This is a genomic window from Puia sp. (genome assembly GCF_036500295.1).
Taxonomy (GTDB): Bacteria; Bacteroidota; Bacteroidia; order Chitinophagales; family Chitinophagaceae; genus Puia.
This window is the reverse complement of record NZ_DASYCH010000133.1, coordinates 1-24,430: the sequence shown is the minus strand read 5'-3', so window position 1 is coordinate 24,430 and position 24,430 is coordinate 1. Positions and strand designations below refer to the sequence as shown.

The window sequence follows — 24,430 nt, the reverse complement described above, 5'->3', positions numbered from 1 at the left end:
TAAACGAAAAAGGGGATTTTTTATTTAGGAGTTACGAAAAATTCGTAGCTTTACGAAAACCTCGTAATTATCATGGAAAAATTAAGTCGCCAGGAAGAACAGGCCATGCAGGCCGTTTGGAAGACCGGAGAGGGCAATGTCAAGCTTTTTCTCGAGAACATGCCCTCAGGCGTTATGCCCTACACGACGCTGGCCTCCACCATCAAGAATCTCGAGAAGAAAGGATTCCTTTCCGGCCGCCTCATCGGCAACGCATATCTCTATAAACCCCTTATCTCGGAAGACGAATACAAGAAAAAATTCATGAATGGCTTTGTAAAAGAATACTTCGCCGATTCCTATAAGCAGCTGGTCAATTTCTTCCTCGAAGAAAAAAAGCTCAGCCCGAAAGAGCTAAAGGAGATAATCGATCTCATCGAAAAGCAAGCATCGAAATAGTACCTGTTAAATCTTGTCTATGCCATCCATCATCATCTATCTGCTGAAGCTGTCCATCAGCCTGTCCGTCGCCTGGCTCTTTTACCGGCTGGTCCTTCGGCCGCTGACGTTCTATACCCTGAACCGCTGGTATTTGCTGGGCTATTCCCTGCTTTCCTTTTTAATACCCTTTATCGACATCGGTTCCTTCGTGGCCGAACGCGATCCGGCCAGCCGGCCGCTGGTGATCCAATATATCCCCACGATCGCGAACTACGCTCCGGCAAATGCCGCCGTCCAACAACAAACCACCGGTTGGGACCCCTGGACCATCGTCCTGATCGTGCTCGGCGCCGGCATGATCTTTCTCCTTTCCCGTATCCTTATCCGTTGGCGATCCTTGGTGAACATCCGCAGGCAGGCTCGGCTCCTTAGCGACACGGATATCCGCATCTACCAGGTGGATAGCAACATCACCCCTTTTTCCTTTGGCAATGCCATCTATATCAATCAGCGGTTGCATAGCGAAAAGGAATGGGAGGAGATCATCCTCCACGAATATGTACATATCCGCCAGCGCCATACCCTCGACATCCTGCTGGCCGAATTCATCACCGTCCTCAACTGGTATAACCCTTTTGCCTGGCTGATCCGGCATTCCATCCGCCAAAACCTCGAATTCATCGCCGACCAAAAAGTGCTGGACAATGGAGTGGACAAAAAGGGATATCAATATCATCTGCTGAAGGTGGTGGGCCACCCCCAGTATCGCCTGGCCAACAACTTTAATTTTTCCTCATTAAAAAAACGTATTGTCATGATGAACAAGATTCGGAGCGCCCGCCTCCACCTCCTGAAATTCTTATTCCTCTTACCCTTACTGTCCATCCTGTTCCTGGCTTTCCGCGATCGGGTCCCCGGGTTCGGGCTCCAAAGGACCGGCCCCGTCTATGTCAATGCCGCGGGCATCGTGATCGCCCTTCCGGCAAGAACTCCGCTGACCGGCGTCGTTGTTCGGGAAAAGCGCACCGGGCTGCAAACCACCACTGATGCCAACGGATATTACAAACTGCAGATCCTGGTTTCCACCGACTCGGTGAGGATCCATCTTGATTATAGCAAGGAAGGATATCCGAGTATCAAAGAGGAGCGGTTTTGGCCTGCCCTGAAAAAGACAACAGGAATGCTCGATGTGGCCCCAATGGAAACCCCATCCGTCCCGATGAAAGGGATGTTCGTAGCGATCCCCGATTTCGATGGGACGACTCCGGCGGACCCCACTTACGCGGACGCCCAAAGGCAACTGGCGAAAGTGTTGCAGCAGAATGTGGAGATCAACCGGTTCAATGACATGAAAACGAGTCATCCCGACGTGGCGCTGTTCTATCTGACCGAAGGCCGGCAACAACGGCTTGTCATTCATTCCGATGGAACGGCAGAACGGTATGGCTATCCCGATGGGCCCACATTGGCCGACATGGACAAAAAATATGGCGCTATGCCCTGGTTTATGCGCCCCGAAGGGCGTCCGGCAGGTAAAGGCTATCTCGACCGCTGGGCGGCTATTTCCAGCCAGGCGGAGAAAGAATTCCATCCTACCGGCGGGGATCCCCGGGCCATTATCTTCCCCGGCGACAGTCGGGTCATCGCCGTTTCCTCCGCGGGGAAGGCGGAGGTCTACGACATGGAGAACAACAACGATCCCAAAGAACGCCCCGCATTCGAAAAGCTCTATGGCAAGCTGCCCGCCTGCGTACCCGTCCCGGGCGGCTCCGCACCCACGAGCAAACAACCGCCGGCGTCGCCGGCGGACACCGTTCCCAAAGAAGCCAATATGAAAATCCGCATCGACGCCGGGCCCGGGAACATGGAGCTGAATAAAGCGCTGCTTGTCGTCAACGGCGTGGTAAGGGAGGACTGGTCAAAAGACTCGCTTCGTGACTATTCGAACAATATCGCCTCGATCGACGTTATAAAAGGAGACGAGGCTTTTCACCTGTTCGGGGAAAAAGGCGCCCACGGCATCATCGCCGTCATAACAAAGGACTATGCGAAAAAGCACTCGCCGCTGCCAACGGCGACACTACCCAATCACGTCGATCTCAACCCTCTGTATATCATCGATGGTGTTCGCCTGCCGATGGGTACCAACTGGGCAAATTTGCTCGATCCCGAGATGATAGCCTCCATAAATGTCATTAAAGACCCGACCGCCGCCGCTGTTTATGGCCCCGAGGCTGCGAAAAAGGGGGTACTCAGGATCACCACAAAATCTGCGATGAAAGGGACTCCAAAGGAGACTCAAAAACCGCTCTGAGGTCCTTTTTCGGCGAAGTTTGCCATATACTTTAATTTGATGTAAATTTGCCCCTTCCTACCCGGAGACGGTCCTGCTAGTTTTTTTAGCCGTCGCCGCCTGGTAAGGAGGGGTTCAAATTAAATCTCAAAAAATACTACCGCTTTTATGGCAAATACGGCAGACATCAGTCGTGGCATGATTATCAAATTAGATGGCAGTTTGTATACCGTTGTGGAGTTCGGGGAGAATAAGACCGCCCGGGCCGCAGCAAAAGTCTGGGCCAAACTGAAAGGGGTGGACAACAGCCGATCCATCGAAAAGACCTGGAACAGCGGTGACACTATCCATCCCGTCCGCGTAGAAAGAAAAGCCTATCAATATCTTTACAAGGACGACACCGGCTACAACTTCATGGACAACGAAACCTTTGAACAGATAGCCCTGCAGGAACAACTGATCGATGCCCCCCAATTCCTCAAGGAAGGCCAGGAAGTCTCTGTTCTTATCAATACCGAGAGCGAACAGCCGATGAGCGTGGAGTTACCCGACAAGATCGTCGTTGCCGTCACCTATTCCGAACCGGGAGTAAAAGGGGATACGGCCACCCGTACTCTGAAGCCTGCCACCGTCGAAACAGGTGCAACCGTCAACGTCCCTTTGTTCGTCAACGAAGGGGAATTGATCCGCGTAAATACCAAAACCGGTGAGTACGTCGAGCGGGTAAAATAAATGTTGAGGAACTATCTTTCACACCTTCGGTCATCGACTGAAGGTGTAAAATATTTATTTTCACCGGTGTTTTTGGGTATATTTAGCTATAATCCCTATTTTAGCCGCCCAATTAAACTGTAAATTCAGTCAATATGGATTTTAAACAGATTCAGGAGTTGATTAAAATGATCAACAAATCGAATATCGGCGAAGTGAGCATCGAGGAGAAAGGATTCAAACTGACGATCAAGCAAAAAGAAGAGCCGGTTCAGCAACTGATCGCGGCCCCCGTACACGCCCAGCCGATGGCCTCCATGATGGCTACGGTGCCGGTGGCTCCGCCTCAACCCCAGACCGCTCCCACGGCAGACAAATCCGCCAAGGCAGCGGAACCTCCGGCCGGCAATACCATTACTATAAAAAGTCCCATGATCGGTACGTTCTACCGTAGCCCGTCACCGGACAAACCTTCTTTCATCAACATCGGCGATGAGATTGCCCCCGGTAAGGTGGTTTGTATCATCGAGGCGATGAAACTCTTCAATGAGATAGAAAGCGAGATCTCCGGAAAGATTATAAAGGTGCTGGTAGAGGACGCCTCCCCTGTTGAGTACGACCAGCCTCTCTTCCTCGTAGAACCCTGATTGATCCCACAAAAAAGCAAGAATGTTTAAAAAGATACTTATCGCCAACCGAGGAGAGATTGCCCTCAGGGTTATTCGTACCTGTCGCGAGATGGGCATCAAGACCGTGGCAGTCTATTCCACGGCGGATAAGGAAAGCCTGCATGTCAAGTTCGCGGATGAAGCCGTGTGCATCGGAAAACCGGCAAGTTTCGATTCTTATCTCAACATCCCTCATATCATGGCCGCCGCCGAGATCACCAACGCGGATGCCATCCACCCCGGTTACGGTTTCCTGGCAGAGAACGCCCGCTTCGCCGAGATCTGCGGCGAGCACGAAATAAAATTCATCGGACCCACCCCCGCGATGATCAACTCCATGGGGGATAAGATCACCGCAAAAGAGACCATGATCAAGGCGGGCGTACCCGTTGTTCCCGGCGGCGAAGGCCTCCTGGAAAGCCTCGACCAGGCCAAAGGCATGGCCAAAGAGGTCGGTTACCCCATCATCCTGAAGGCGACCGCCGGTGGCGGTGGCAAAGGGATGCGCGTAGTCTGGGAAGAGGCTGATATGGAGCGGGCCTATAATACGGCGAAGGCCGAAGCCGGCGCCTCTTTCAAGAATGACGGCATCTACATGGAGAAATTCGTAGAAGAACCCCGGCACATCGAGATCCAGGTCGCCGGTGACCAATACGGGAAGGTCTGCCACCTGAGTGAACGCGACTGTTCCATCCAGCGCCGTCACCAAAAACTCGTCGAGGAATCTCCTTCTCCTTTCATGACGCCCGAACTCCGTCAGCGCATGGGCGACGCCGCGATAAAAGCCGCCTCCGCCATCAACTACGAAAGCGTCGGGACCATCGAATTCCTCGTCGACAAACACCGCAACTTCTTCTTCATGGAGATGAATACCCGGATCCAGGTGGAACATTGCGTCACCGAAGAAGTGGTCAACTTCGACCTGATAAAAGAACAGATCAAGATCGCCGCCGGCGACAGCATCAGCGGGCTTAACTACGAGCCTCAGATGCATGCCATCGAATGCCGGATCAACGCCGAAGACCCCTACAACGATTTCCGGCCCTCACCCGGCCGTATCAACGTGCTTCATCAGCCGGGCGGTCATGGCATTCGCGTCGACTCACATGCATACGCCGGCTATACGATCCCCCCGTACTACGACTCCATGATCGCAAAGATCATTGCCGTCGCCCGTACCCGGGAAGAAGCGATCAATACCATGCATCGCGCACTCAGCGAGTACGTCATAGAAGGGATCAAGACGACCATCCCCTTCCATCTTCAGCTGATGAAAGACGAACGCTTCCGCTCCGGCGATTTCAACACAAAATTCCTCGAGTCCTTTAAAATGCAGTAACCAGCGATTCGATCGTTTCGGCGGCATCGAAGTAACCGGCGATCTTCCGGATCACCGCTTCTACCAGGGCATCCGGACAGGAGGCCCCGCTGCTGATCAACACCCGCACCGGGCGCCGCTCCGGCAGCCAGTCCATCTGCCGTTTTTCGGTTTTGGAATGAAAATCATAATGCTGGATCTCCTCCGGCGAGAGGATCTTTTCCTCGGAAGAGATAAAATAGGTCGGCATCTTTTCCTCGCACAATTCCACCAGATGCGAAGTGTTGGAGGAGTTATAACCGCCGACGACGATGGCCAGATCGGCCTCCACTTCAAGTAATCCCGTCACGGCCGATTGATTATCCAGCGTCGCATAGCACAGCGTATCCCGGGTATCGGCAAAGCGATCTCCGACATTTGCGTCGGTGAGTCCATGCCGCCCGATCATCGTCTGCTTCAGATAGTCGGCGATCGCCTGCGTATCGCTCGCCAGCATCGTGGTCTGATTGACCACGCCGATCCGCTCCAGATCACGCCCGACATCGAAGCCCTCGCTATGCTGACCTTTAAACCGATGGTAAAAGCTATCCACCGGCAATTCCCCTTTGATATATTGCGCCAGTACCCTTGTCTCGTTCATATCCCTGACCACCACCGTCGGCGTCTCGGCCGCCGCATGCGAAAAAGTAGCCCGCGTTTCTTCATGTCCCGGCTTGCCATGAACGATGATGGTATAATCCTTCTGCGCGATCTGGCTGCTTCGGTTCCAGACCTTTTCGACAAAGGGACAGGTCGTATTGTATTTTTCCGTTTGGATACCGATTGCCCGCAGCTGCTGCTCGATCTCCAGCGTCGTCCCAAAGGCAGGGATGATAACGATATCCTCCGCCGTAAGCTCCTCAAAGGGCATCAGCTGCCTCCCATGCGTATCCTGAAGGAACCGAACCCCGCGAGATTGCAGATCGGCATTCACCTGCGGGTTGTGGATCATCTCACTCAATAGAAAGATCCGCCGCTCCGGATTCTCCTCGATCGTCCGGAAAGAGATCTCGATGGCGTTCTCCACGCCATAACAAAACCCGAAATGTCTCGCGAGATAGACCTGCAAGCCGCCAAGATCGAGCAGGGTAGGGGTAAAATCCTTCTTCAACTTATCCTGCTGCTTGCGCTTATTCTTGATGGCGGAGATCAGCGGGCTACGGTAGATGATCGGTATATCAAAGGTCTTCATGCCGTGTAAAAGTACGAAATAGCCGGGCCCGGAAAGGCAGAAAATAGCCGTTTTCGGCATACCTTCGGCTGGCAACAAAACGGGCCACAGGCCCGTTGTCCGAAGGACCGACATAAGATATTTTGCGCCGGTAGGTATTTTTTCCCATACCTTGAGGCGCAAAATGCCGTTAATCAGCCATGAGTGAGACATTTCGCCCGGTAGACTGGATTTATTCATCCAACATCTATGAAATAAACCTTCGCCAATATACCCCCGAAGGCTCGATCAAGGCCTTCTCCCGGGAACTCCCCAGGCTGCGGGACATGGGCATCGACATCCTCTGGTTCATGCCCATTACCCCCATCAGCCGGGAAAAACGCCTGGGCTCGCTCGGCAGCTACTATGCCTGTTCGGACTATACCAGCATCAACCCCGAATACGGGACGATGGAAGACTTCATCGCCCTGGTCAAGGAAGCGCATACCCTCGGGTTTCGCGTGATCCTGGACATCGTCGCCAATCACACGGGCTGGGACCATCATTGGACCCGCGAACACCCGGACTACTACCGGCGCAACCAGGACGGCCAGTTCTTCGATCCGCACGGCTGGGCGGATGTGATCGATCTCAACTATGACAACCCTCACTTGCGGGAAGCTATGATCGACGTATTGCGATTCTGGATCCAAACGACCGGCGTCGACGGTTTCCGCTGCGATATGGCCATGCTCGTGCCGCTGGATTTTTGGAAACAGGCGCGCGAAGTCCTGGACCCGATAAAGCCCCTGTTCTGGCTTGCTGAGAGTGAAGAGATAGCCTATCATGAGGTTTTCGACGCCACCTATACCTGGAAATTCCTGCATAAGATGGAGGCCGTATGGCGCCATGAATCACCCGTTGCCGGGCTCGATGAAGTGCTGGATTACTACGATACGATGTTCCCCGCAGACGGCCTCCGGGTCTATTTCACCACCAACCACGACGAGAACTCCCACAGCGGCAGCGAATTCGAACGTATGGGGATGATGGCCAGGCCCTTTGCAGTCCTCTGCTGTACCTGGAACGGCCTCCCGCTGATCTATAGCGGCCAGGAACTGCCCAATCAAAAGCGGTTGAAATTCTTCGACAAGGATCAAATCGATTGGAACGGCAGATACGAATTGCATGGCTTCTTCCGGACCCTGCTCCAGCTTCGCAAACGCAACCCTGCCCTGCGATCCGGCGATCCGGCGGTGACTCTCCATCGTCTCCACAACTCGTTCGACGACCGCTGCTTCGCCTTTGCCCGCCGCGCCGGCGACGATCAGGTGGTCGTGGTGCTGAATCTCTCGCCCGATGAATTGCGTCTTCCCATTTCCCAATTACTGCTCCAGGGGGTCTTCCGCGAGGTCTTTAGCGGTAACTGGCTGAATATGTCGACGGCCGGCGATCTGGTCCTCCCGGGCTGGGGCTACGCGGTCTATGAAAAGATCAATGGGTAACCTTCGGGCTGCCGCCGCCAAGGATCATATTCACTACACGTTTGACGGTGACCGACGGGATCGCATAGGAATACCCCACATAGGCGCCTGTCGATGTAGCCAGGGCGGCATTGATCCCGATAAGCCGGCCCGTTCCGTCGACCAGCGGTCCTCCGCTGTTGCCATGGTTTACCGCAGCATCGGTCTGGATAAGCGATTCCCTTTTGGCGCTGACGATACCCGCGGTGACGGTCGCCCCCAACCCAAACGGATAACCGATCGCCACCACCCAGTTCCCAACCTTCAGGTCGCCGGAATTCCCATACGAAAATGCCGTCAGCTCATGCGCGTCGATCTTCAGTACGGCAAGATCGGTGGCCGCATCCGCACCAATAAGCCTTGCCTTGTATGCCCGATGGTTATTCAGGGTGACCGTAACGCCCTCCGCGCCCTTCACCACATGCTGATTGGTGACGATGATGCCGTCCCCGCTAAGGATCGCACCCGATCCCATCGACAGGCCGGACTCTCCCCATTCGTCGCTGATCTTCGCCGTTACCTGCACGGTTGCCGCAACTGCGGCCTGGGCCATATCTGTAAAATCGGCCGGGCCCTCGGAGCCGGCAGACAGGTCATAGCCGGCATAGAGGGTTTGATAAAGCGGTGTCTCCGTTCGGGCATAACTGCCCGGGTGGCGCCGGGAAAGCAATAATCCCAGCATTACCGTGAAACTGACGACAAGCGCAATAAGATATTTCATACGTAGAGTTTCGTAGATTGATAGCTAAAAAAAGGCTGACCACAAGAGGGCCAGCCTCGAAACTTATTGTCCCGCCGAAAGTCTCAGCGGATAGGTATAAACTCCTTCATAGCCGGGGAAGACCCCTTCGAGCTTCACGGTACCGCTCGCCTTGCCGACGATGCGTTGAAAATCTTCCAGGTTCTTCACCTCTTCACCGTTTGCCTTCAGAATGATAAACCCTTCCTGGATCCGGCTCTTGTCCATCAGCCCGTTCTCGGTCACGGATTTCACCACGACTCCGCCTTTTACATCCAGGCTGGTTGCATCCTTCTTGCTAAGGGTCTCCAGCTGTCCACCCAACTTATCCAGTACGGAAGTCTTGATGATGGCCGTCGACGTACTACCGGAATTATTGCTCAGCGTCACGGGGATCGTATTTTCTTTCCCGTCGCGCCGGTACGTTACCTTGATCTTGTCGCCGGGGCTGAAGGTGGCGATCTTGCCGATCATCTCGGCGCCCGTCAACACCTCTTCACCATTTAACTTGGTGATGAGGTCTCCTTGTTTGAGACCTGCATGTGCCGCGGGACCATCGGGTGTAACGGTCCACACATATACGCCATCCCCATCCTTGATGTTATTCTCTTTCTTCTGGTCATCGCTCATATCGTCGCGGGGATAGGAGATCCCGAGATAGGCCCGTTGCGGGGTACCGAATTTCATGATATCGTTCACCACCTTCTTCACAATATTCACCGGAATGGTAAACGAATACCCGGCATAAGAGCCCGTTGGGGAAGCGATGGCCGAGTTGATCCCGATCAACTGACCCGCCGGGTTGATCAGCGGACCACCGCTGTTACCCGGGTTCACGGCCGCGTCGGTCTGGATAAAAGACTCGACCGGGGATAGACTCTGCCGGCGATTGATATCCAATGTCCGTCCTTTGGCGCTGACGATGCCGGCCGTGACCGTGGTCTCCAGCGTCAGGGGATAACCGACGGCCAGCACCCACTGGCCCACTTTCACCTCATCGGAATTGCCATATAACAGAAAGGGCAGGTTTTGCGCATCGATCTTCACAACCGCCAGGTCGCTGGCAGGGTCGGTGCCGACCACTTTTGCCTTGAAAGATTTGCGATTGCTCAGGGTGACGGTTACGTCATCGGCCCCATCCACCACGTGGTTGTTGGTTACGATATATCCATCATTGCTGATGATCACCCCGGAACCCGAGGCCATCTCCGGCAGACTGCGCATGCCATTCCCGTTGCCGAAGAAATCGTCGGGGTCGATGCCGAACAGATCGGAGAAAGGGTTGTGCTTGGGCAGATTATTGCTCACCGTGCGAACCGTCTTCGTCTTGATATGAACGGTAGCGGGGATCGCCGCGGATGCCGCATCCGTAAAATCACCGGGAGGAGCCGCATTCCCACGGGTGCCATCAAAAAACTTGGCGTAATTGGCGGGTATCTTACCCGAGTCCTGCGTGGAGTAGTAATACGTCTTACCTTCGGTAAAATGATTATAGCCCCACATGGTAGCCACAGCGGTCGAAGCACTGATCAGGATGACTGCTACTACTTGTTTTGCTCTCATTTGAAAATTTTTATCTGAAACAAATTAACGCCATGGATCGATCAATTTCTATACCATCGGGTTAGTTTAACAAATGTTTTACTAAGGTCTTCGTAGATTAACCCCAATTGCCTATAAAATTACGAATTAAAAGGCAAATTTTCAGTTCCACCTGACAGTCCTGCACCCCGGCTGTCAAAAATTACAATCCCTTCAAAAACGCCATCGTGTCGACCCCGTCCGCATAGTCCGTCACCTCGGGCTGTTGCGCGCGGCCAAAAGGAAGAAAATTGCGCCCGACGACACACTGGATCTCTCCAGAAGCCTCCGGCAGCGGCGGGGCTTCACCCGGCCGGTAATACACATAATGCAAAACACTGATGGGACTGAAGGGCGAGGCCTCCTCCGCAAGCAGGATCGACCCGTTGGTCATATAGTATTTCTTGTTCAGGATCAACAGAGTCAGCTGATAGTCGTAATTGTGTTTGTATTTGGGCAGGTCCGCGAGGAATTGATATTTCTCAAATACGCTCAGCAAGGGGACAAAGTCGTAACCCTCCGGCACGGCAATCTGCGTAACGTTGCGACACCCCAATCCAAAATACAGATTGACATCATCGGCCAGGGCAGCGAGCTCCTCCGGGCTTTCTTCACCGGTCAGTATCGCCACCGAAGTGCGGTTGCGCCGGATCAGGTTGGGATACTTCCCAAAATAGTAGTCGAAATACCGCGCCGAATTATTACTGCCGGTGGCGATATAGGCATCGCATCCGTTCAGCCGGTCGGCAAACCCGATCCAGTCCGCGACCCTTCCATCTATTTCGATGAGTTGATCGACCAGGTGGCGGACCAGCACCTCATCCCGGACCGAAGGTTTGATCAATTGCCGGTGGCCGGAAACAAAGATGGCCAGCAGGTCATGAAATCCGACAAGAGGGATATTTCCCGCCATGATCAACCCAACCGTTCGGGGTGTCGCCGGGCCGGCCGCCAACCCGTAGCTACCTGCCCAGGCCTCCAGCGTATCCCGCTGCAGGAACCGGGTGGCAATCTGCCCCACCGCCACATCGATGAACTCGGGGATAAACCAGCCGTTACCTATATGCGCCCGATGCCTGGCTGCCTCCCAGGCGGGCGCCGCGGAAAGACAGTATTCTCCCAGCTGCGCCAATAAATCTATTCGTTGTTTGAAATACATAAATCCACATTATATTTGCCTTAAGTCCCGGGAGGGACGCTGTCCGGAGGACACCCTCCGCGACAAGACCGCAAAGTTAATCTTTAATCACTCCCTAATTCTCACAAAAATGGCTATTAAGATAACTGAAGAATGCATCAACTGCGGGGCCTGCGAACCCGAATGCCCTAATAATGCCATCTACGAAGGCGGTGTGGAATGGGCCATTGCGGACGGCAGCAGCGTAAAAGGTTCCTTTACTCTTCTCGATGGATCCTCTGTCGACGCAAATCAGCGCAACGCCCCCGTCAGCGTCGATACATACTACATCGTTCCTAACAAATGTACTGAGTGCCAGGGCTTCCATGAAGAACCACAGTGCGCCGCCGTATGTCCCGTCGACTGCTGCGTTCCCGATGAGCTGTACCGCGAAACGGTAGAAGACCTGTTAGCAAAAAAAGACCGGCTGCACCTGTAAAAAAACTTGGCCAGGTCCATCTAAAAACCTAACTTAGGTATCAGTAATCCGTGTTTGTTAAAGTAGTCCTCGTACTACTTAAAAATAGGCGGGTGATATTTCCCGTCGTAAAAGGGTGAAGGAGATTGAAGAAACCTTCACCTTTCTTATTTCTACACCATAACATTCTCACCTGGCAGCTGCTCGCGACGCATTGATATTTTTTTCTGGGCCTACTTTTCACAATAGGCGCAGGAAAAAATCCGTTCCTTTGCAAAAATCTTTTATTGAATGAAGCCCAACATCGCTTTCGTTACCGGCGGGTATTCCGGTGAATCGGTCATCTCCTATAAAAGCGCCATCACCATCCAGAACAATCTCGATTACGACCGCTACACCGTTTACCGGATCGATATCACCCCCGATGGCTGGTTTCATCCAACATCCGATGGCAAAAAGATGGATGTCGACAGGAACGACTTCTCCCTCACCATCGCCGGAAAAAAGATCCGCTTCGACGCCGTACTCATCGGCATCCACGGCACACCCGGCGAAGACGGCAAACTGCAAGGTTACTTCGATCTCCTTGGGTTGCCCTACACCAGCTGTGATGCCGCCGTCTCGGCGCTCACCTTCAACAAAAGATTTACCGTTGCGGTTGCCGCCTTCAGCGGCATCAACGTCGCCCGCTCGGTACTGCTTATAAAGGGCCGCATGGAAAGCCCCGAAGAAGCGGCCCGCCACCTGCAATTCCCCGTCTTCGTAAAGCCTAACAACGGCGGCAGCAGCATCGGCATGTCGAAGGTCAACAATGCCTCCGAAGAACTCGGGCCCGCTATCGAGAAAGCCTTTAAGGAAGACGACCAGGTCCTCATCGAGGAGTTTATCCCCGGCCGCGAATTCACTATCGGCGTATTCCGCTCAAAAGGCGAGATCATCACGCTGCCGTTCACCGAGGTCAAAAGCAAGAAGGAATTCTTCGATTACGAAGCGAAATACACCGCCGGCCTGAACGAAGAGACCACCCCCGCCGTGGTGGACGAATCCATCGCGGTAAAGGTCCGGGCCGCGGCCAAAAAGATTTACCAGGTATTTAACTGTTCGGGCATCATCCGCATCGACTTCATTTATAACGAAGCCAAGGGCGAGCCCTATATGCTGGAGATCAATACCGTTCCGGGTCAGAGCGAAGCCAGCATTGTCCCCCAGCAGTTGCGGGTCTTTGGCTGGACATTAATGGATTTCTATTCCGCCCTCGTCGAAGAGGCCCTGGCACGTAAATAGCTCAAAAAAATACGTATTTTACAACCATGTTCAAGTTTATCACTTCCAAACCACTATGGGTCAATATATTAGCAGGATTTGTCCTCCTTTTGCTCCTCCTGCTGGTCTTTCTTGGCTCCCTTGCCCTCCTGACCCAGCATGGTAAAACGATGAAGATACCCTCGGTCACCGGTCTTTCCTTTGACGAAGCCAAAAAGAGCCTTCAGACCCAGGGTTTCGACGTCCAGATCCAGGACTCCTCGACGTATTATGATACGATGCGGCCGCTCCAGGTCGTAAAGCAATTCCCCGAAGCCGACAACCAGGTGAAGATAAACCGGACCATCTATCTCACGATCAATCGTTCTCAGGCGCCTTTTATCCAGATGCCAAACCTCGTGAGCATGAGCTTTCGCAATGCCGAGATGTTCCTCCGTCAATATGGGTTGAAGCTGGGCGATACCATCTTCAAGCCCGATTTTGCCCGTAACTCCGTTCTCGAACAACAGTATAAAGGACAGGCGATCAAACCCGGCACTCAGATCCAGCAAGGCAGCCTGATCACGCTCGTACTCGGTAACGGCATTGGCGGCGGTCAGGGATTCATCGTCCCCGATCTGTTTGGCCTCACCTATGTACAAGCCAAGGCCCGCCTCGACTCGATGGGTCTCTCCTTTGGCGCCGTCGTCCCGGGTAAGGACGTCCGGGATTCCGCCGAAGCCTATATCTACTGGCAGGACCCGCCGCAGACAAGCGAGGATGGATTGGCAAATCGTATCCACCCCGGTCAGAATATCGATATCCGGTTGCAGGCGCAACGGCCGACACGGGACACCACCGGGGCCACTCCGCGATAATCATAAAATAACTATATGCAAGCAATCACTGTAGAAGAAGTAAAGGCCCGGCTCGATGCCGGTGAATCACTCCACCTGGTTGATGTTCGCGAACCCGCCGAACATGACGAGTTCAACATCGGGGGTGTCTTACTGCCCCTGGGCCGCGTGCGCATGATGGACACCGACGATATTGAAAAATGGCGGGACGAAGAGGTTATTTGCTACTGCCGCAGCGGCAATCGCAGCGGCCAGGCCTGCATGATCCTCGAGACCGCCGGCTTTACCAATGTCAAGAATCTCACCGGCGGCATGCTCACCTGGGTAGACCGGATCGGGAATTAAGGGGTCAGATATTTTTTAAACCAGGCCAACCACCTATCGAACCGGTCCCGCTGATAGGACGGCGTCGTGATCCCATGAAACTGTCCGGGATAAACGATCAGCTCTGTCGGTACTCCCAGTGTTCGCAAGGCCTGGTACATTTGTTCGCTGCCCGCCGTCGGTACGTTGAAATCTTTTTCGCCGCTCATAAACAATGTCGGAGTCTTGATCCTGTCCGCCTTCAGCAGGGGATAGGAGATCTTCAGATAGCGGTCGATCGCCTTCCACGGCGCCCCGATCTCATTATTATACTGGTTGATATACTGGTCCACCCCATATAGTGACAGCGTAAAGCCCGTCCCGGCCCCGCTGCTCGCCGCTTTGAACCGGGTGTCCGACGCGATCAGATAATCCGTCAATATCCCTCCATAGCTCCAGCCCGCCACTCCAAGATGATCCGCATCGGCGATCCCCTGCTTCACCAGATAGTCCACCGCGCCATGCAGATCGATCACTTCCTTGTTCCCCCAGTCCGCGGAGATCGCCTTGCTGTAGGCCAGCCCGCGACCATTGCTGCCGCGGTAATTCACCGCGGCGACCGCAAAACCTCCACCGGCCAGCATCTGTCGCGATAGATCGAAATCAAACGCATCCTGCCCCACCGGCCCGCCATGGATAAACAGAACCAGCGGCAACTTCGTACCCGTGGCGACCCCTGCAGGCCGGTACAAAATCCCCGACACCATCGTCCCGTCCGCACTCTTCGACTGAAATCCTTCTACCGTTGCCAGCGCCAGCGGCGCAAGAAAAGCTTCCGTTTGCCGCGTAAGCCGCCGGGGCGACCCGGCTTCCAGCGCATACACTTCCCCCGGCGTATGCGGGTCACTCATCATCGTTAGCCAGCTGCCGTCAGCGGCCGCCTCCAAAAAATTAAACGCCCGCTGCCCGCCGCAGATCTTGGTCATCTTCCCATCAGCTACCGAAAAGGTCGCCACATACTGCTCGCGATCGTCAGCCACAAGCGCGGCAATCGCCGCACCATCCTTTGCCCAACGTGGACTCATGACCGGCCGGTCCAGCGCCTGGCTGAGAAGCCGTGGTGCACCGCCCGCAGCCGCCACCACACAAAGCACCGGTTCATCATACATATGGTAATCCTCTTCGGAAACCGATCGGGTATAGCTGATCCATTTTCCATCCGGGCTCCACCGCGGACCGTTATCACTGCCTTTCCAGTCGGTCAGCTGCCGCATCGTGGCGCCGGCGCGGGCCTCGATGATATAGATATCGCTGTTCTCGTTCTTGTCGGGATCGGCGGTCCGGTTACTGACAAATGCGATAGCCGACCCATCCGGGCTCCACACCGCCGAACCCTCATCAAGGTTGCCCCGGGTCAGCGTGTCGATCTTCTTCGTCGCGATATCAAAAAGGTAGAGATGGGAATGGGTCTTCTTATACCGGTAGCCTTCCACATCCTGTTTATACTGGTACCGGTCGATAACGTATGGCTTCGTCGTTTTGATCTTGCTGCTGTCCTCGGGATCCGGATCGGTCAGCGTCAGCAACAGCTTCTTCGAATCGGGACTCCAGGCGTAGTCGCTGACCCCGCCTTTCAGCTCCGTCAGCCGTTTGCCCTCGCCACCGCGGCGATCCATCAGCCAAACCTGCGCCCCCTTCACTTCGGGACTGGCCGTCGCCCGCGCCGACAGGAACGACAACCACTTGCCATCGGGACTCCACCGCGCCCTCGATTCACCATCCTGGCTGCTGGTCAGCTGGATATCCTGACTGCCGTCCCAACTGACCATCCAGATATCCGCATTGCGGCTATCCTTCACGGAATCAATGGAAGACCGGCTATACGAAACCCATTTGCCGTCGGGCGAAAGCTGAGGGTCACTCACCGTGGGAAGCCGGTACATATCGGCCGGCCGGATGGGCCGTTTGGCCGGGGTCTGGGCATTCAACGTCATCCCGACGCTCAGGATGCCCGTCGCGAAAAGCAAGGATCTTAGCATCCCTGAATTTACAACTTAATGTTTATCGCAAACATAAAATTCGTCCCCGCCATTGGGAAGACGAAGTTCTCGGTGACCAGCTGGCCGCCATATACATAACTGTAGGTATAGCCGTTAGGGGTATACCGTTTGTCAAAGACATTGTTCAGTTGAAAGATAAAGTCGGTCTGCTTGCCGATCTTATTCGGCAGCGAATAGACGGCTCTGAAATTCTGCACATAGTAACCGGGCAGTTTCCGGTTCGCCTGCTGGGCATTGTCGAGATATTCCTGACTGACATATTTGGCCGGAAGACTCATCGTCAGGTTCTTCACCGGCATAAAATTGAGCGTGGCCGCTCCCACTATGGAAGGGGAGAAGGCGATAGCAGTCGATTTGTAAGAATGACTCACCTGGCCGCCGTTGTCATAGTCATCGTTGTATTCGACATAGTCGAGGGCCCTGTTGCGGCTAAAGGCAAGATTGCCGTCGAAAGAAAACCAGTCTACCGGTTTTGCACTGCCTTGCAGCTCGACTCCCAGCCGGTAACTCCGCGCGATATTGCTGCGGGTATAGTCGCCGACATCATTGATCTTGCCTGTCAGCACCAATTGATCATGATAGAGCATATAATACCCCGTCACTCCCCAGGAATACTTTAACCCCTTCTGTTGGATCCCGAGCTCGAAGTCATGCAGCCGCTCCGCCCTGGGTTGGTCGTTAACCCCGGCCTCGAAATCATCCCGGTTGGGTTCATGACCGGACATCGCATAGGAGAAGTAGGCCTGCCAGTTATAATGTGTATAGGTAATGCCGGCCTTCGGATTGATAAAATTATAGCGGGGATGCACAAGGATCGAGGGGTTGTCGTCAAACCCGTCCAGTTCATAGTCGAGATGACGCCATTGCAGATCGAGAAAACTTGTCCATCGCGGGCCCAACTGCTGTTGCCACTTGGCATATACATTGTAGTCGATCTTTATCGCCGGCTCATTGTAATACCGGTAGTTCTCCGGGAACCCGCCATCGGCGGCCCATACGACGTTGCCGTAGTGCTTGCCGTCATACCGGTCCCAGCCGCCGCCCAGCATCAGCTGCGTGTTATTGCTCTTGTATTGCAGAGAGCCTACGCTGCCATAGAAATAGTTGTCCAGCCAGCGTTGGCGGACAAGGCTGGTGCTTTGCAGGGTATCGCTGCCCATGACGACGGGTGATAATCCATAAGCAGCATAGCTGGCATTGGAAAAATCGCCCTGGTCATGATACTCCTGGTAATAGCCATATCCGCGGGTAAGGAAAACGGCGCTGTTGAACGACAGTTTGTCGCTGAATTGATGATTAAAGAACAGCTGATAGTGGTTCTGCCAATAGTTATCCGTCTGGTCCCGGTAGGTGAAATAATTATAGGTCCGGTTGCTGCCGCGGAAAAGATTCACCGAGTCCTGCGGCGTAAAATACAGCGACCCGATATTGTTCTCGTAGTGTTGTTGCAGGGCCGGCAGATTACCGTCCCATTTGGCCTGCGGGATCCCGTTCCAGGCCTGGTAGGTCTTTTCCCTGCCTTGCAGGATGTTGAACCGGATCGACGAGTTTTTGTCATACCAGGCGGCGGAGAAATATAACGATCGCAGGTCGCTGGCCGCCCGGTCGATATAGCCGTTGCTGGAGATCCGGGAGAGCCGCATGTCCACCGTAAAATGTCCGTCGATAAGCCCCGAGCCCGCCTTAAGGGTGTTCTTCCAGGTATTGTAGCTGCCAAAGCTGTTATTCAGTTCGGCATAGGGTTTTTCATTAAACTCATTCGTTGAAAAATTGATCGTTGCCCCAAAGGCACCCGCGCCGTTGGACGAGGTGCCCACTCCGCGCTGTATCTGGATGCTGTTGGCCGAGGAAGCGAAGTCTGGCAGGTCGACAAAGAAAATGGCCTGCTCTTCCGCATCGTTATAGGGGATGCCGTTCAGCGTCATATTGATCCGGGAATCGTCCGTGCCCCGGATATAGATCCCGGTATAGCCGACCCCGTTTCCGGCGTCGGAATTGATCACCACCGAGGGGGTCTGGTTCAGCAAAAAGGGCAGGTCCTGACCCACGTTGGTCATTTCTATCTCTCTTTTGCCGATATCGGTTTTTGTAAAGGGCGCCTTTTCCCCGGCGCGAAGCGCGCGGACTTCCACCGGCTGCAAAAACAGCTTTAAAGAGTCCTTTACTTTGGTGGGCGCCGGTGTCTGGGAATACGCGGTCACGACAACAGCTGACAGGCTAAAAAGAGCCAAGATCTTCTTCATAATTCGTCTGGTTTGTATGTTCACCAGGCGCAATGCCGCGAAAGGAGAGGAATATAAAAAGAGGAGATCACCTTCCCTGCGCAGGCATTACCCTGATCAGGTTCTGCGGGTATTTTCTCAGCCGTCTGCCGGTAGGCAGACAGCACCCCGAGGAACAGGCCACAAAGATAGGTGTTTTTCGGCGGCATTTGTAACTTTCGCGACCCCCTGGCCGTCCCACCAATATGAAAAATACTATACTACTCAGCCTTTTCACCCTCGCCGCCCTTTTCTCGGTCGCCCAGGACGGGAAAGTCATCAACGATAAAAATGCCCAAAAACGCAATGTTCAGGGCTTTCACGCCATCGAGATCTCCTCGGGCATCGATCTCTATCTGAACCAGGGTAACGAAGAAGCCGTGGCGGTAAGCGCCGCCGATACCGAGGACCGCGACCGCATCACCACCGAAGTATCCGGTGGCACGCTGCGCATCTATATTGATAACCAAAACCTGCACTGGCTGCTGCGCACTCACCGGCGGCTCAGAGCCTACGTATCCTGCAAGCAACTCGATCAGCTGTCGGCCCATGGCGGCAGCGACGTCTATATCCAGGATGGCATCCATGCCGATAACCTGAAAGTGCAGCTTTCCGGCGGCAGCGACCTCCGCGGCAAGTTCACGGTCGGCGACCTTGCGATCACCCAGTCCGGCGGCGCCGATGCCTATGTCAGCGGCACGGCCGGCACCCTTTATGTTCATACCAGCGGCGGCAGTGACTATCATGGTTATGATCTGGCCGCGGATAACTGCCAGGTGGAAGCCAGTGGCGGCAGTGACGCCTATCTTACTGTGAATAAGCAGCTAAGGGCAAGGGCCAGCGGTGGCAGCGACGTCCATTACAAAGGCCAGGGAGCCGTGGTGGAGTCCTCCGCCAGCGGATCGGGCAGCGTTTCCCGCAGGGACTAAAATGACTTATATTCGCTCAAAGTAACCACCCATGTGCAGATCGCTTTTCTTATTGTTGGCAGGGAGTTTTTTGATGTTGTCGGCTCATGCGCAAAAGACCATAATAAAGGATCCGAACGCCGAGGTCCGGCCCGCAAAAGGCTTTCATGGCATCGAGGTCTCCAACGCGATCAATCTTTACCTGAGCCAGGGGGAGGAAGAAGCGGTGGTCGTCAGTGCGAGTGACCCGAAATGGCGGGAATATATCCATACGGATGTGGTAGATGGTATTCTGAAGATTACGCTCGACACCCATAAATGGTCCCGCGGGAACATAAAGATAAAAGCCTACGTCAGCTTCACCACCCTCGATAGGCTAAGCGCATCCGGCGCCAGTGATGTCTTTGTCGACGGGGTCATTACCGGCGATAACTTCTCTGTCGACCTCAACGGCGCCAGCGATTTCAAAGGGGCCATCAACGTAAAGGATTTTCGGTTGGAGCAAAGCGGCGCCTCGGATGCCCATGTCACCGGGGCCGTTTCCGGGCTGGCGGATATTCGTTCCTCGGGCGCCAGCGATGTAAAAGGGTATGATCTGACGATCCGGAACTGTAATATCCATGCCTCCGGCGCCTCCGATATCCGCATCACCGTCAGCAATGAGTTGAACGCCGATCTATCCGGTGCGAGTACCGTCTTTTATAAAGGCGATGCGATTGTAAGGGATGTCCGTTCCAGCGGAGCCAGCGTCGTCAAAAAAAGCTCATAATCCACTTTTATTTGGCTGAGAAGGCAAATCCCCCTACCTTTGCCGTCCACATCGCGAAGTAGAGCAGCGGTAGCTCGTCGGGCTCATAACCCGAAGGTCGGTGGTTCGATCCCACCCTTCGCAACACAAAGCAGGGACCTCGGCGGTAGGTCCCTGCTTTTTTTAGCTAGTTGCTGCCGAGGTCCCGCTTTGTGTTGCAGCCCCTGAAGGGGGCAATCATCGGCCCCGCCAGGCACCGCAGGTGCCGGTACAGCTCAGCCATCCAAATCAGCCATCCAAAAACTATATCTTTGCACCACTAAAATGAAATCCGGATTCGTCTCCATATTTGGCAAACCCAACGCCGGCAAAAGCACCCTTCTCAACGCTCTCATGGGCGAAAAGCTGGCAATTGTCTCCCCCAAAGTGCAGACGACCCGTCACCGCATCAAAGGCATCCTTACCGAAAAGGACTACCAGATCATCCTCTCCGACACCCCCGGCATCATTGAACCGAAATACAAACTCCACGAAAAGATGATGCATGCCGTCCGCAGTTCCCTCGAGGACGCCGACCTGGCCCTCCTGCTCCTCGATATCCGCGACAACTGGGAAGAGAACGACACCCTTTTCTCCGCCCTCCGGCTAAAGGCCCCCGCCGTCGTCGTCCTCAACAAGATCGACGGCATCCCCGCCGCAACCCTCGCCGAGGCAAACGCGTTCTTCACCGGCAAACCTTATTGCCGCCAGATCATTGCCATCTCCGCTTTAAAAAAGACCAACCTCGATATGCTCTTAAATACCGTCCTCGGCTTCCTCCCGGAAGGCGAACCCTTCTTCGAAGGAGACGATCTCACCGATCTGCCCACAAAATTCTTTGTTGGCGAGCTGATCCGGGAAAAGGTCTTCTTATTATATGGGGACGAGATACCCTATCAAACCACCGTGCTGGTCCAGGAATTTGCGGAGAAATCCACCCTCACCAAGATCAGGGCGGATATTATCGTCCAGCGGGAATCGCAGAAAGGCATTATCCTCGGCGAAGGCGGTAAAATGATCCGGCAGCTGGGGTCGGATGCCCGGAAGGACATCGAAGCGTTTATCGGCCGGAAGGTCTTTCTCGAGCTGTTTGTAAAAGTACGGCCCAAGTGGCGCGACACGGAAAACTTCTTAAAAGAATACGGATACAATTAATAGATTCAGATCATGAGTGGATTTACAGTGGCCATTGTGGGCCGGCCAAATGTCGGAAAAAGTACCTTCTTCAACCGCCTTCTCGAACAGCGAAAGGCTATCGTCGATGACGTCAGCGGCGTAACCCGCGACCGTCAGTATGGCGTTGCAGAATGGATCGGCAAGAGCTTCAACCTCATCGACACCGGCGGTTTTGTCCCGGAAAGCGACGATATATTCGAACGCGAGATAAAGAAGCAAGTGCTCATCGCCCTGGACGAAGCCAACGCCCTTATCTTCATGGTCGATGCCGCCACCGGCATCACCGATCTCGACGAATCCATGGCCGATGTCCTGCGCCGCACGACAAAACCCGTATTTCTGGCCGTCAATAAGGTCGATAACAGTGACCGCCTCCTCGAAGCCGCGGAATTCTATAGCCTGGGATTCGAAGAGATCTATTTCCTGTCTTCCATGACCGGCAGCGGAACGGGTGAAATCCTCGATGCCATCGCCGCCCTCATGCCCGACGACCGCGGGGAAGCCGAAGACGACAACCTGCCGAAATTTGCCATCATCGGCCAGCCCAATGTCGGCAAGTCCTCCCTGCTCAATGCCCTCGTCGGCCAGGAACGCACCATCGTCAGCGATATCGCCGGCACCACCCGCGACACCATCCACACCCGCTATAATTTATTTAAAAAGGATTTTGTCCTCATCGACACCGCCGGCATCCGCCGCAAGACAAAGGTTCATGAAGACCTCGAGTTCTATTCGGTGATCCGCGCTATCAAAGCCATGGACGAAGCCGACGTCTGTCTGTTGATGATCGACGCCGCCAATGGGATCACGGCCCAGGATCTGAGCATCTTTAGCCTTGCGGTAAAAAAAGGGAAGGGGATCGTCCTGCTGGTCAATAAATGGGATCTGCTCGCAAAGGAAACGAATACGGCAAAGGAATACGAAAAACAACTCAAAGACCGGATCGCCCCTTTCACCGACGTGCCCATTCTGTTTATTTCCGTCACCGACAAGACCCGCATCTTCCGTTCCGTGGAGATCGCCCTCGAGGTCTATGACAACCGCCAGCGCAAAGTGCCGACGAACCAGCTTAACGAGGTGATGCTAAAGGCCATCGAATCCTATCACCCCCCTGTCGTCAGAGGCTACCCGCTCAGGATAAAATACATCACGCAGCTGCCCACCGCCGTCCCCTCGTTTGCCTTTTTCTGCAACTTCCCGGACGACGTAAAACAACCTTATAAGAATTATCTGGAGAATCAACTTCGGGAGAACTTCAACTACAAAGGAGTGCCCATCCGGCTTTTCTTTAGAAAGAAATAGAAAGAAACTGTAGTTTTGCCATCATTAAAAACTTAAAACTCTTTCCATGAAGCATTTGTTGGCCGTTCTCGTCATAGCCGCTGCTATGACCACTTCTTGCAACAACAGTGGCGTTGAAGCCGCCGCAACCCCTGCCAAGACCGCTGATTCTGCTGCTAAGACCGTAGATTCCGCTACCAAGGCCGCGCCTGATACGCTCAAGGCCGCAGCTCCTGCTGACAGCACCAAAAAGTAACTTGCATGCTTCCCGCCTTCGGGCGGGAAGCATCTACAGCTTCCACCGCTTCACCGCCTCCCCCACTTCCCTGCGATACTTCTTCAGCGCTTCCTTCTCCTGCCGGATAAAACTGTTGTCCTGTAACCGGCCCACCACCGCATTCATCTCTTCCGTCGATTCGTACACCATCTTCCGGAAGGGATTGGTATAATCTTTTGCCCGGGAGGCATAGATATCCTTTGTCAGCTTTTCCTTCGTCGCGACACTCTCCTCGAGCAACCGCCGCAACCCCGTGGTGCCGGCTCGCCGGATCGAAAAACCCGTCACCGCCCGCAACGCCGCCAGCGCATGGACAAGCTTGTCAAAAGAATATTGCTCGCCCTGGCGCAGATAGAAAAGATGCACCTGGTCCCAACTCTTTACCTTACCGGTATGGATATGCCTGGTCAGTTGCTGCAGTTGGGATTCGCGGATCAGCTGGCCGCCCACATTTATCCAGGGTTGCAGCGGGAGGCTCGACGGGGTCAGTTGAAGCAATTCGTCAAAGCTGTCGACACTCTCTTCCCGGATCAGCCGCATCAATTGGTTGGCGGCATGATAAGCGACCAGTTCGCGGTAGATCGACCAGGCGGGGGCCACCTTTACCAACCGGATCTTCCGGTCGCTGTTCTCCCAGCCCTCGGCCAGGATCTCCAGCGTGTCTGCCTTTCCGGGATCATCGCGCAGCAACGCCGCGCCGAGGGTAACCAGTTCGTCATCGGCAACCTTTTGGCGCTGCCCTTCGGCCTTCACCAGGGCCTGACCGGTATATCGTTCCAACAGCGTCAGCGCGGCCACCATCTCGCCGATAGTGTCGGGGGCCAGAAAATCGAATTCGAGCAGTTGGGTCTTGTCGATCCGCTTGTCCCGGTCGACGTATTTCCAGGAGTTGCGCGCAATGGCGTACATATTGTGCAGGAACCAGTAAGCCGGCATCACGATCAGTTCATCGGAGCTCACATCATTGCTGATCAACGCAAACGGAACGGGGATATCCAACTCCGCCGGATAATCGCCCTTCGCAAGGATGGCAAAGGAGGCAAACCGGGAATTGTGTTTGAGGCTGACGCAAAGCCCTGGCCAGAAACCCCGGCCGGCCACGATCTCTCCGTCGGGACTGCGCGAATTGTGGTTGGAGCCGATGGTGGCGCCCGCGGCCATATTGCTCTGCCCCATCACCAGCGCCGCGCAGAGAAAAGAGTTGTTATGGTGTTGTTCATGTGCCGGAAAGATCAGGGAAT

Annotated in this window: 21 protein-coding genes, 1 tRNA gene, 1 pseudogene and 1 riboswitch; of the genes and pseudogenes, 16 read left to right on the top strand and 7 right to left on the bottom strand. The window is 54.4% G+C overall.

The window, feature by feature from the left end:
• Positions 1-72: 72 nt before the first annotated feature.
• The 5 genes from VGM48_RS24240 (at position 73) to accC (ending at position 5,431) form a co-directional block, all read left to right on the top strand.
• On the top strand, positions 73-438 hold the full coding sequence (locus VGM48_RS24240; protein WP_331583443.1) for a BlaI/MecI/CopY family transcriptional regulator: 366 nt from the start codon (positions 73-75) through the stop codon (positions 436-438).
• A 19-nt stretch (positions 439-457) separates the two neighbouring features.
• Complete coding sequence (locus VGM48_RS24235; RefSeq protein WP_331583441.1) at positions 458-2,734, top strand: M56 family metallopeptidase; 2,277 nt, start codon at positions 458-460, stop codon at positions 2,732-2,734.
• A 147-nt stretch (positions 2,735-2,881) separates the two neighbouring features.
• Complete coding sequence (efp, locus tag VGM48_RS24230) at positions 2,882-3,445, top strand: elongation factor P (RefSeq protein ID WP_331583439.1); 564 nt, start codon at positions 2,882-2,884, stop codon at positions 3,443-3,445.
• 134 nt (positions 3,446-3,579) lie between these two features.
• On the top strand, positions 3,580-4,071 hold the full coding sequence (accB, locus tag VGM48_RS24225) for an acetyl-CoA carboxylase biotin carboxyl carrier protein (RefSeq protein WP_331583437.1): 492 nt from the start codon (positions 3,580-3,582) through the stop codon (positions 4,069-4,071).
• A 22-nt stretch (positions 4,072-4,093) separates the two neighbouring features.
• Positions 4,094-5,431: an acetyl-CoA carboxylase biotin carboxylase subunit gene (accC, locus tag VGM48_RS24220; RefSeq protein WP_331583435.1), complete on the top strand. Its 1,338-nt coding sequence runs from the start codon at positions 4,094-4,096 to the stop codon at positions 5,429-5,431.
• On the opposite strand, the gene VGM48_RS24215 is transcribed toward accC, so the two are convergent.
• Positions 5,418-6,641 (bottom strand): 4-hydroxy-3-methylbut-2-enyl diphosphate reductase, encoded by a 1,224-nt coding sequence (locus VGM48_RS24215; RefSeq protein WP_331583433.1) that lies wholly within the window; start codon positions 6,639-6,641, stop codon positions 5,418-5,420. The genes accC and VGM48_RS24215 overlap by 14 nt on opposite strands.
• Positions 6,642-6,820: 179 nt before the next feature.
• On the opposite strand from VGM48_RS24215, the gene VGM48_RS24210 reads away from it, so the two are divergent.
• On the top strand, positions 6,821-8,104 hold the full coding sequence (locus tag VGM48_RS24210) for an alpha-amylase family glycosyl hydrolase (protein ID WP_331583431.1): 1,284 nt from the start codon (positions 6,821-6,823) through the stop codon (positions 8,102-8,104).
• On the opposite strand, the gene VGM48_RS24205 is transcribed toward VGM48_RS24210, so the two are convergent.
• The 3 genes from VGM48_RS24205 to VGM48_RS24195 form a co-directional block, all read right to left on the bottom strand.
• A complete protein-coding gene (locus VGM48_RS24205) occupies positions 8,094-8,843 on the bottom strand; it encodes a S1C family serine protease (protein WP_331583429.1) in 750 nt (249 codons plus the stop codon). The two genes, VGM48_RS24210 and VGM48_RS24205, sit on opposite strands and share 11 nt — an antisense overlap.
• Before the next feature lie 63 nt (positions 8,844-8,906).
• Positions 8,907-10,424 carry a trypsin-like peptidase domain-containing protein gene (locus tag VGM48_RS24200; protein WP_331583427.1) on the bottom strand — a complete coding sequence of 506 codons (1,518 nt, stop codon included), beginning with the start codon at positions 10,422-10,424 and terminating at the stop codon, positions 8,907-8,909.
• Between the two features lie 181 nt (positions 10,425-10,605).
• Positions 10,606-11,601 (bottom strand): acyl-CoA reductase, encoded by a 996-nt coding sequence (locus VGM48_RS24195; protein ID WP_331583425.1) that lies wholly within the window; start codon positions 11,599-11,601, stop codon positions 10,606-10,608.
• 109 nt (positions 11,602-11,710) lie between these two features.
• Here VGM48_RS24195 and VGM48_RS24190 point away from each other — a divergent pair, with 109 nt between their 5' ends.
• The 4 genes from VGM48_RS24190 to VGM48_RS24175 all read left to right on the top strand — a co-directional run bounded on the left by VGM48_RS24190 (position 11,711) and on the right by VGM48_RS24175 (position 14,481).
• Complete coding sequence (locus tag VGM48_RS24190) at positions 11,711-12,058, top strand: 4Fe-4S dicluster domain-containing protein (RefSeq protein ID WP_331583423.1); 348 nt, start codon at positions 11,711-11,713, stop codon at positions 12,056-12,058.
• Between the two features lie 270 nt (positions 12,059-12,328).
• Entirely contained in the window at positions 12,329-13,321 is a 993-nt protein-coding gene (locus VGM48_RS24185) for a D-alanine--D-alanine ligase (protein WP_331583421.1), read from the top strand.
• Between the two features lie 26 nt (positions 13,322-13,347).
• Positions 13,348-14,157 carry a PASTA domain-containing protein gene (locus VGM48_RS24180; RefSeq protein ID WP_331583419.1) on the top strand — a complete coding sequence of 270 codons (810 nt, stop codon included), beginning with the start codon at positions 13,348-13,350 and terminating at the stop codon, positions 14,155-14,157.
• Between the two features lie 15 nt (positions 14,158-14,172).
• Complete coding sequence (locus tag VGM48_RS24175) at positions 14,173-14,481, top strand: rhodanese-like domain-containing protein (protein ID WP_331583417.1); 309 nt, start codon at positions 14,173-14,175, stop codon at positions 14,479-14,481.
• Here the strand turns inward: VGM48_RS24175 and VGM48_RS24170 are convergent.
• Both VGM48_RS24170 and VGM48_RS24165 read right to left on the bottom strand, forming a co-directional pair.
• Positions 14,478-16,478 carry a S9 family peptidase gene (locus tag VGM48_RS24170; protein ID WP_331583415.1) on the bottom strand — a complete coding sequence of 667 codons (2,001 nt, stop codon included), beginning with the start codon at positions 16,476-16,478 and terminating at the stop codon, positions 14,478-14,480. The genes VGM48_RS24175 and VGM48_RS24170 overlap by 4 nt on opposite strands.
• An 8-nt stretch (positions 16,479-16,486) precedes the next feature.
• The gene (locus VGM48_RS24165) at positions 16,487-18,742 is read right to left on the bottom strand and encodes a TonB-dependent receptor (RefSeq protein ID WP_331583413.1); all 2,256 of its coding nucleotides are present in this window, start codon (positions 18,740-18,742) and stop codon (positions 16,487-16,489) included.
• Positions 18,743-18,798: 56 nt separating this feature from the next.
• Positions 18,799-18,902: riboswitch (TPP riboswitch) on the bottom strand.
• 64 nt (positions 18,903-18,966) lie between these two features.
• Here VGM48_RS24165 and VGM48_RS24160 point away from each other — a divergent pair.
• From VGM48_RS24160 to VGM48_RS24135, 6 genes are all read left to right on the top strand, one after another.
• Positions 18,967-19,689: a head GIN domain-containing protein gene (locus VGM48_RS24160; RefSeq protein ID WP_331583411.1), complete on the top strand. Its 723-nt coding sequence runs from the start codon at positions 18,967-18,969 to the stop codon at positions 19,687-19,689.
• A 31-nt stretch (positions 19,690-19,720) separates the two neighbouring features.
• Complete coding sequence (locus VGM48_RS24155; RefSeq protein WP_331583409.1) at positions 19,721-20,437, top strand: head GIN domain-containing protein; 717 nt, start codon at positions 19,721-19,723, stop codon at positions 20,435-20,437.
• Between the two features lie 52 nt (positions 20,438-20,489).
• Positions 20,490-20,561: transfer RNA gene (locus VGM48_RS24150), tRNA-Met, on the top strand.
• A 179-nt stretch (positions 20,562-20,740) separates the two neighbouring features.
• The gene (gene era / locus VGM48_RS24145; protein WP_331583407.1) at positions 20,741-21,610 is read left to right on the top strand and encodes a GTPase Era; all 870 of its coding nucleotides are present in this window, start codon (positions 20,741-20,743) and stop codon (positions 21,608-21,610) included.
• A gap of 12 nt (positions 21,611-21,622) precedes the next feature.
• The gene (der, locus tag VGM48_RS24140) at positions 21,623-22,933 is read left to right on the top strand and encodes a ribosome biogenesis GTPase Der (protein ID WP_331583405.1); all 1,311 of its coding nucleotides are present in this window, start codon (positions 21,623-21,625) and stop codon (positions 22,931-22,933) included.
• A gap of 46 nt (positions 22,934-22,979) precedes the next feature.
• Complete coding sequence (locus tag VGM48_RS24135) at positions 22,980-23,168, top strand: hypothetical protein (RefSeq protein WP_331583403.1); 189 nt, start codon at positions 22,980-22,982, stop codon at positions 23,166-23,168.
• A gap of 33 nt (positions 23,169-23,201) precedes the next feature.
• Here VGM48_RS24135 and VGM48_RS24130 read toward each other — a convergent pair.
• Positions 23,202-24,430, bottom strand: a pseudogene (locus tag VGM48_RS24130) (DUF4954 domain-containing protein); the annotation flags it as partial.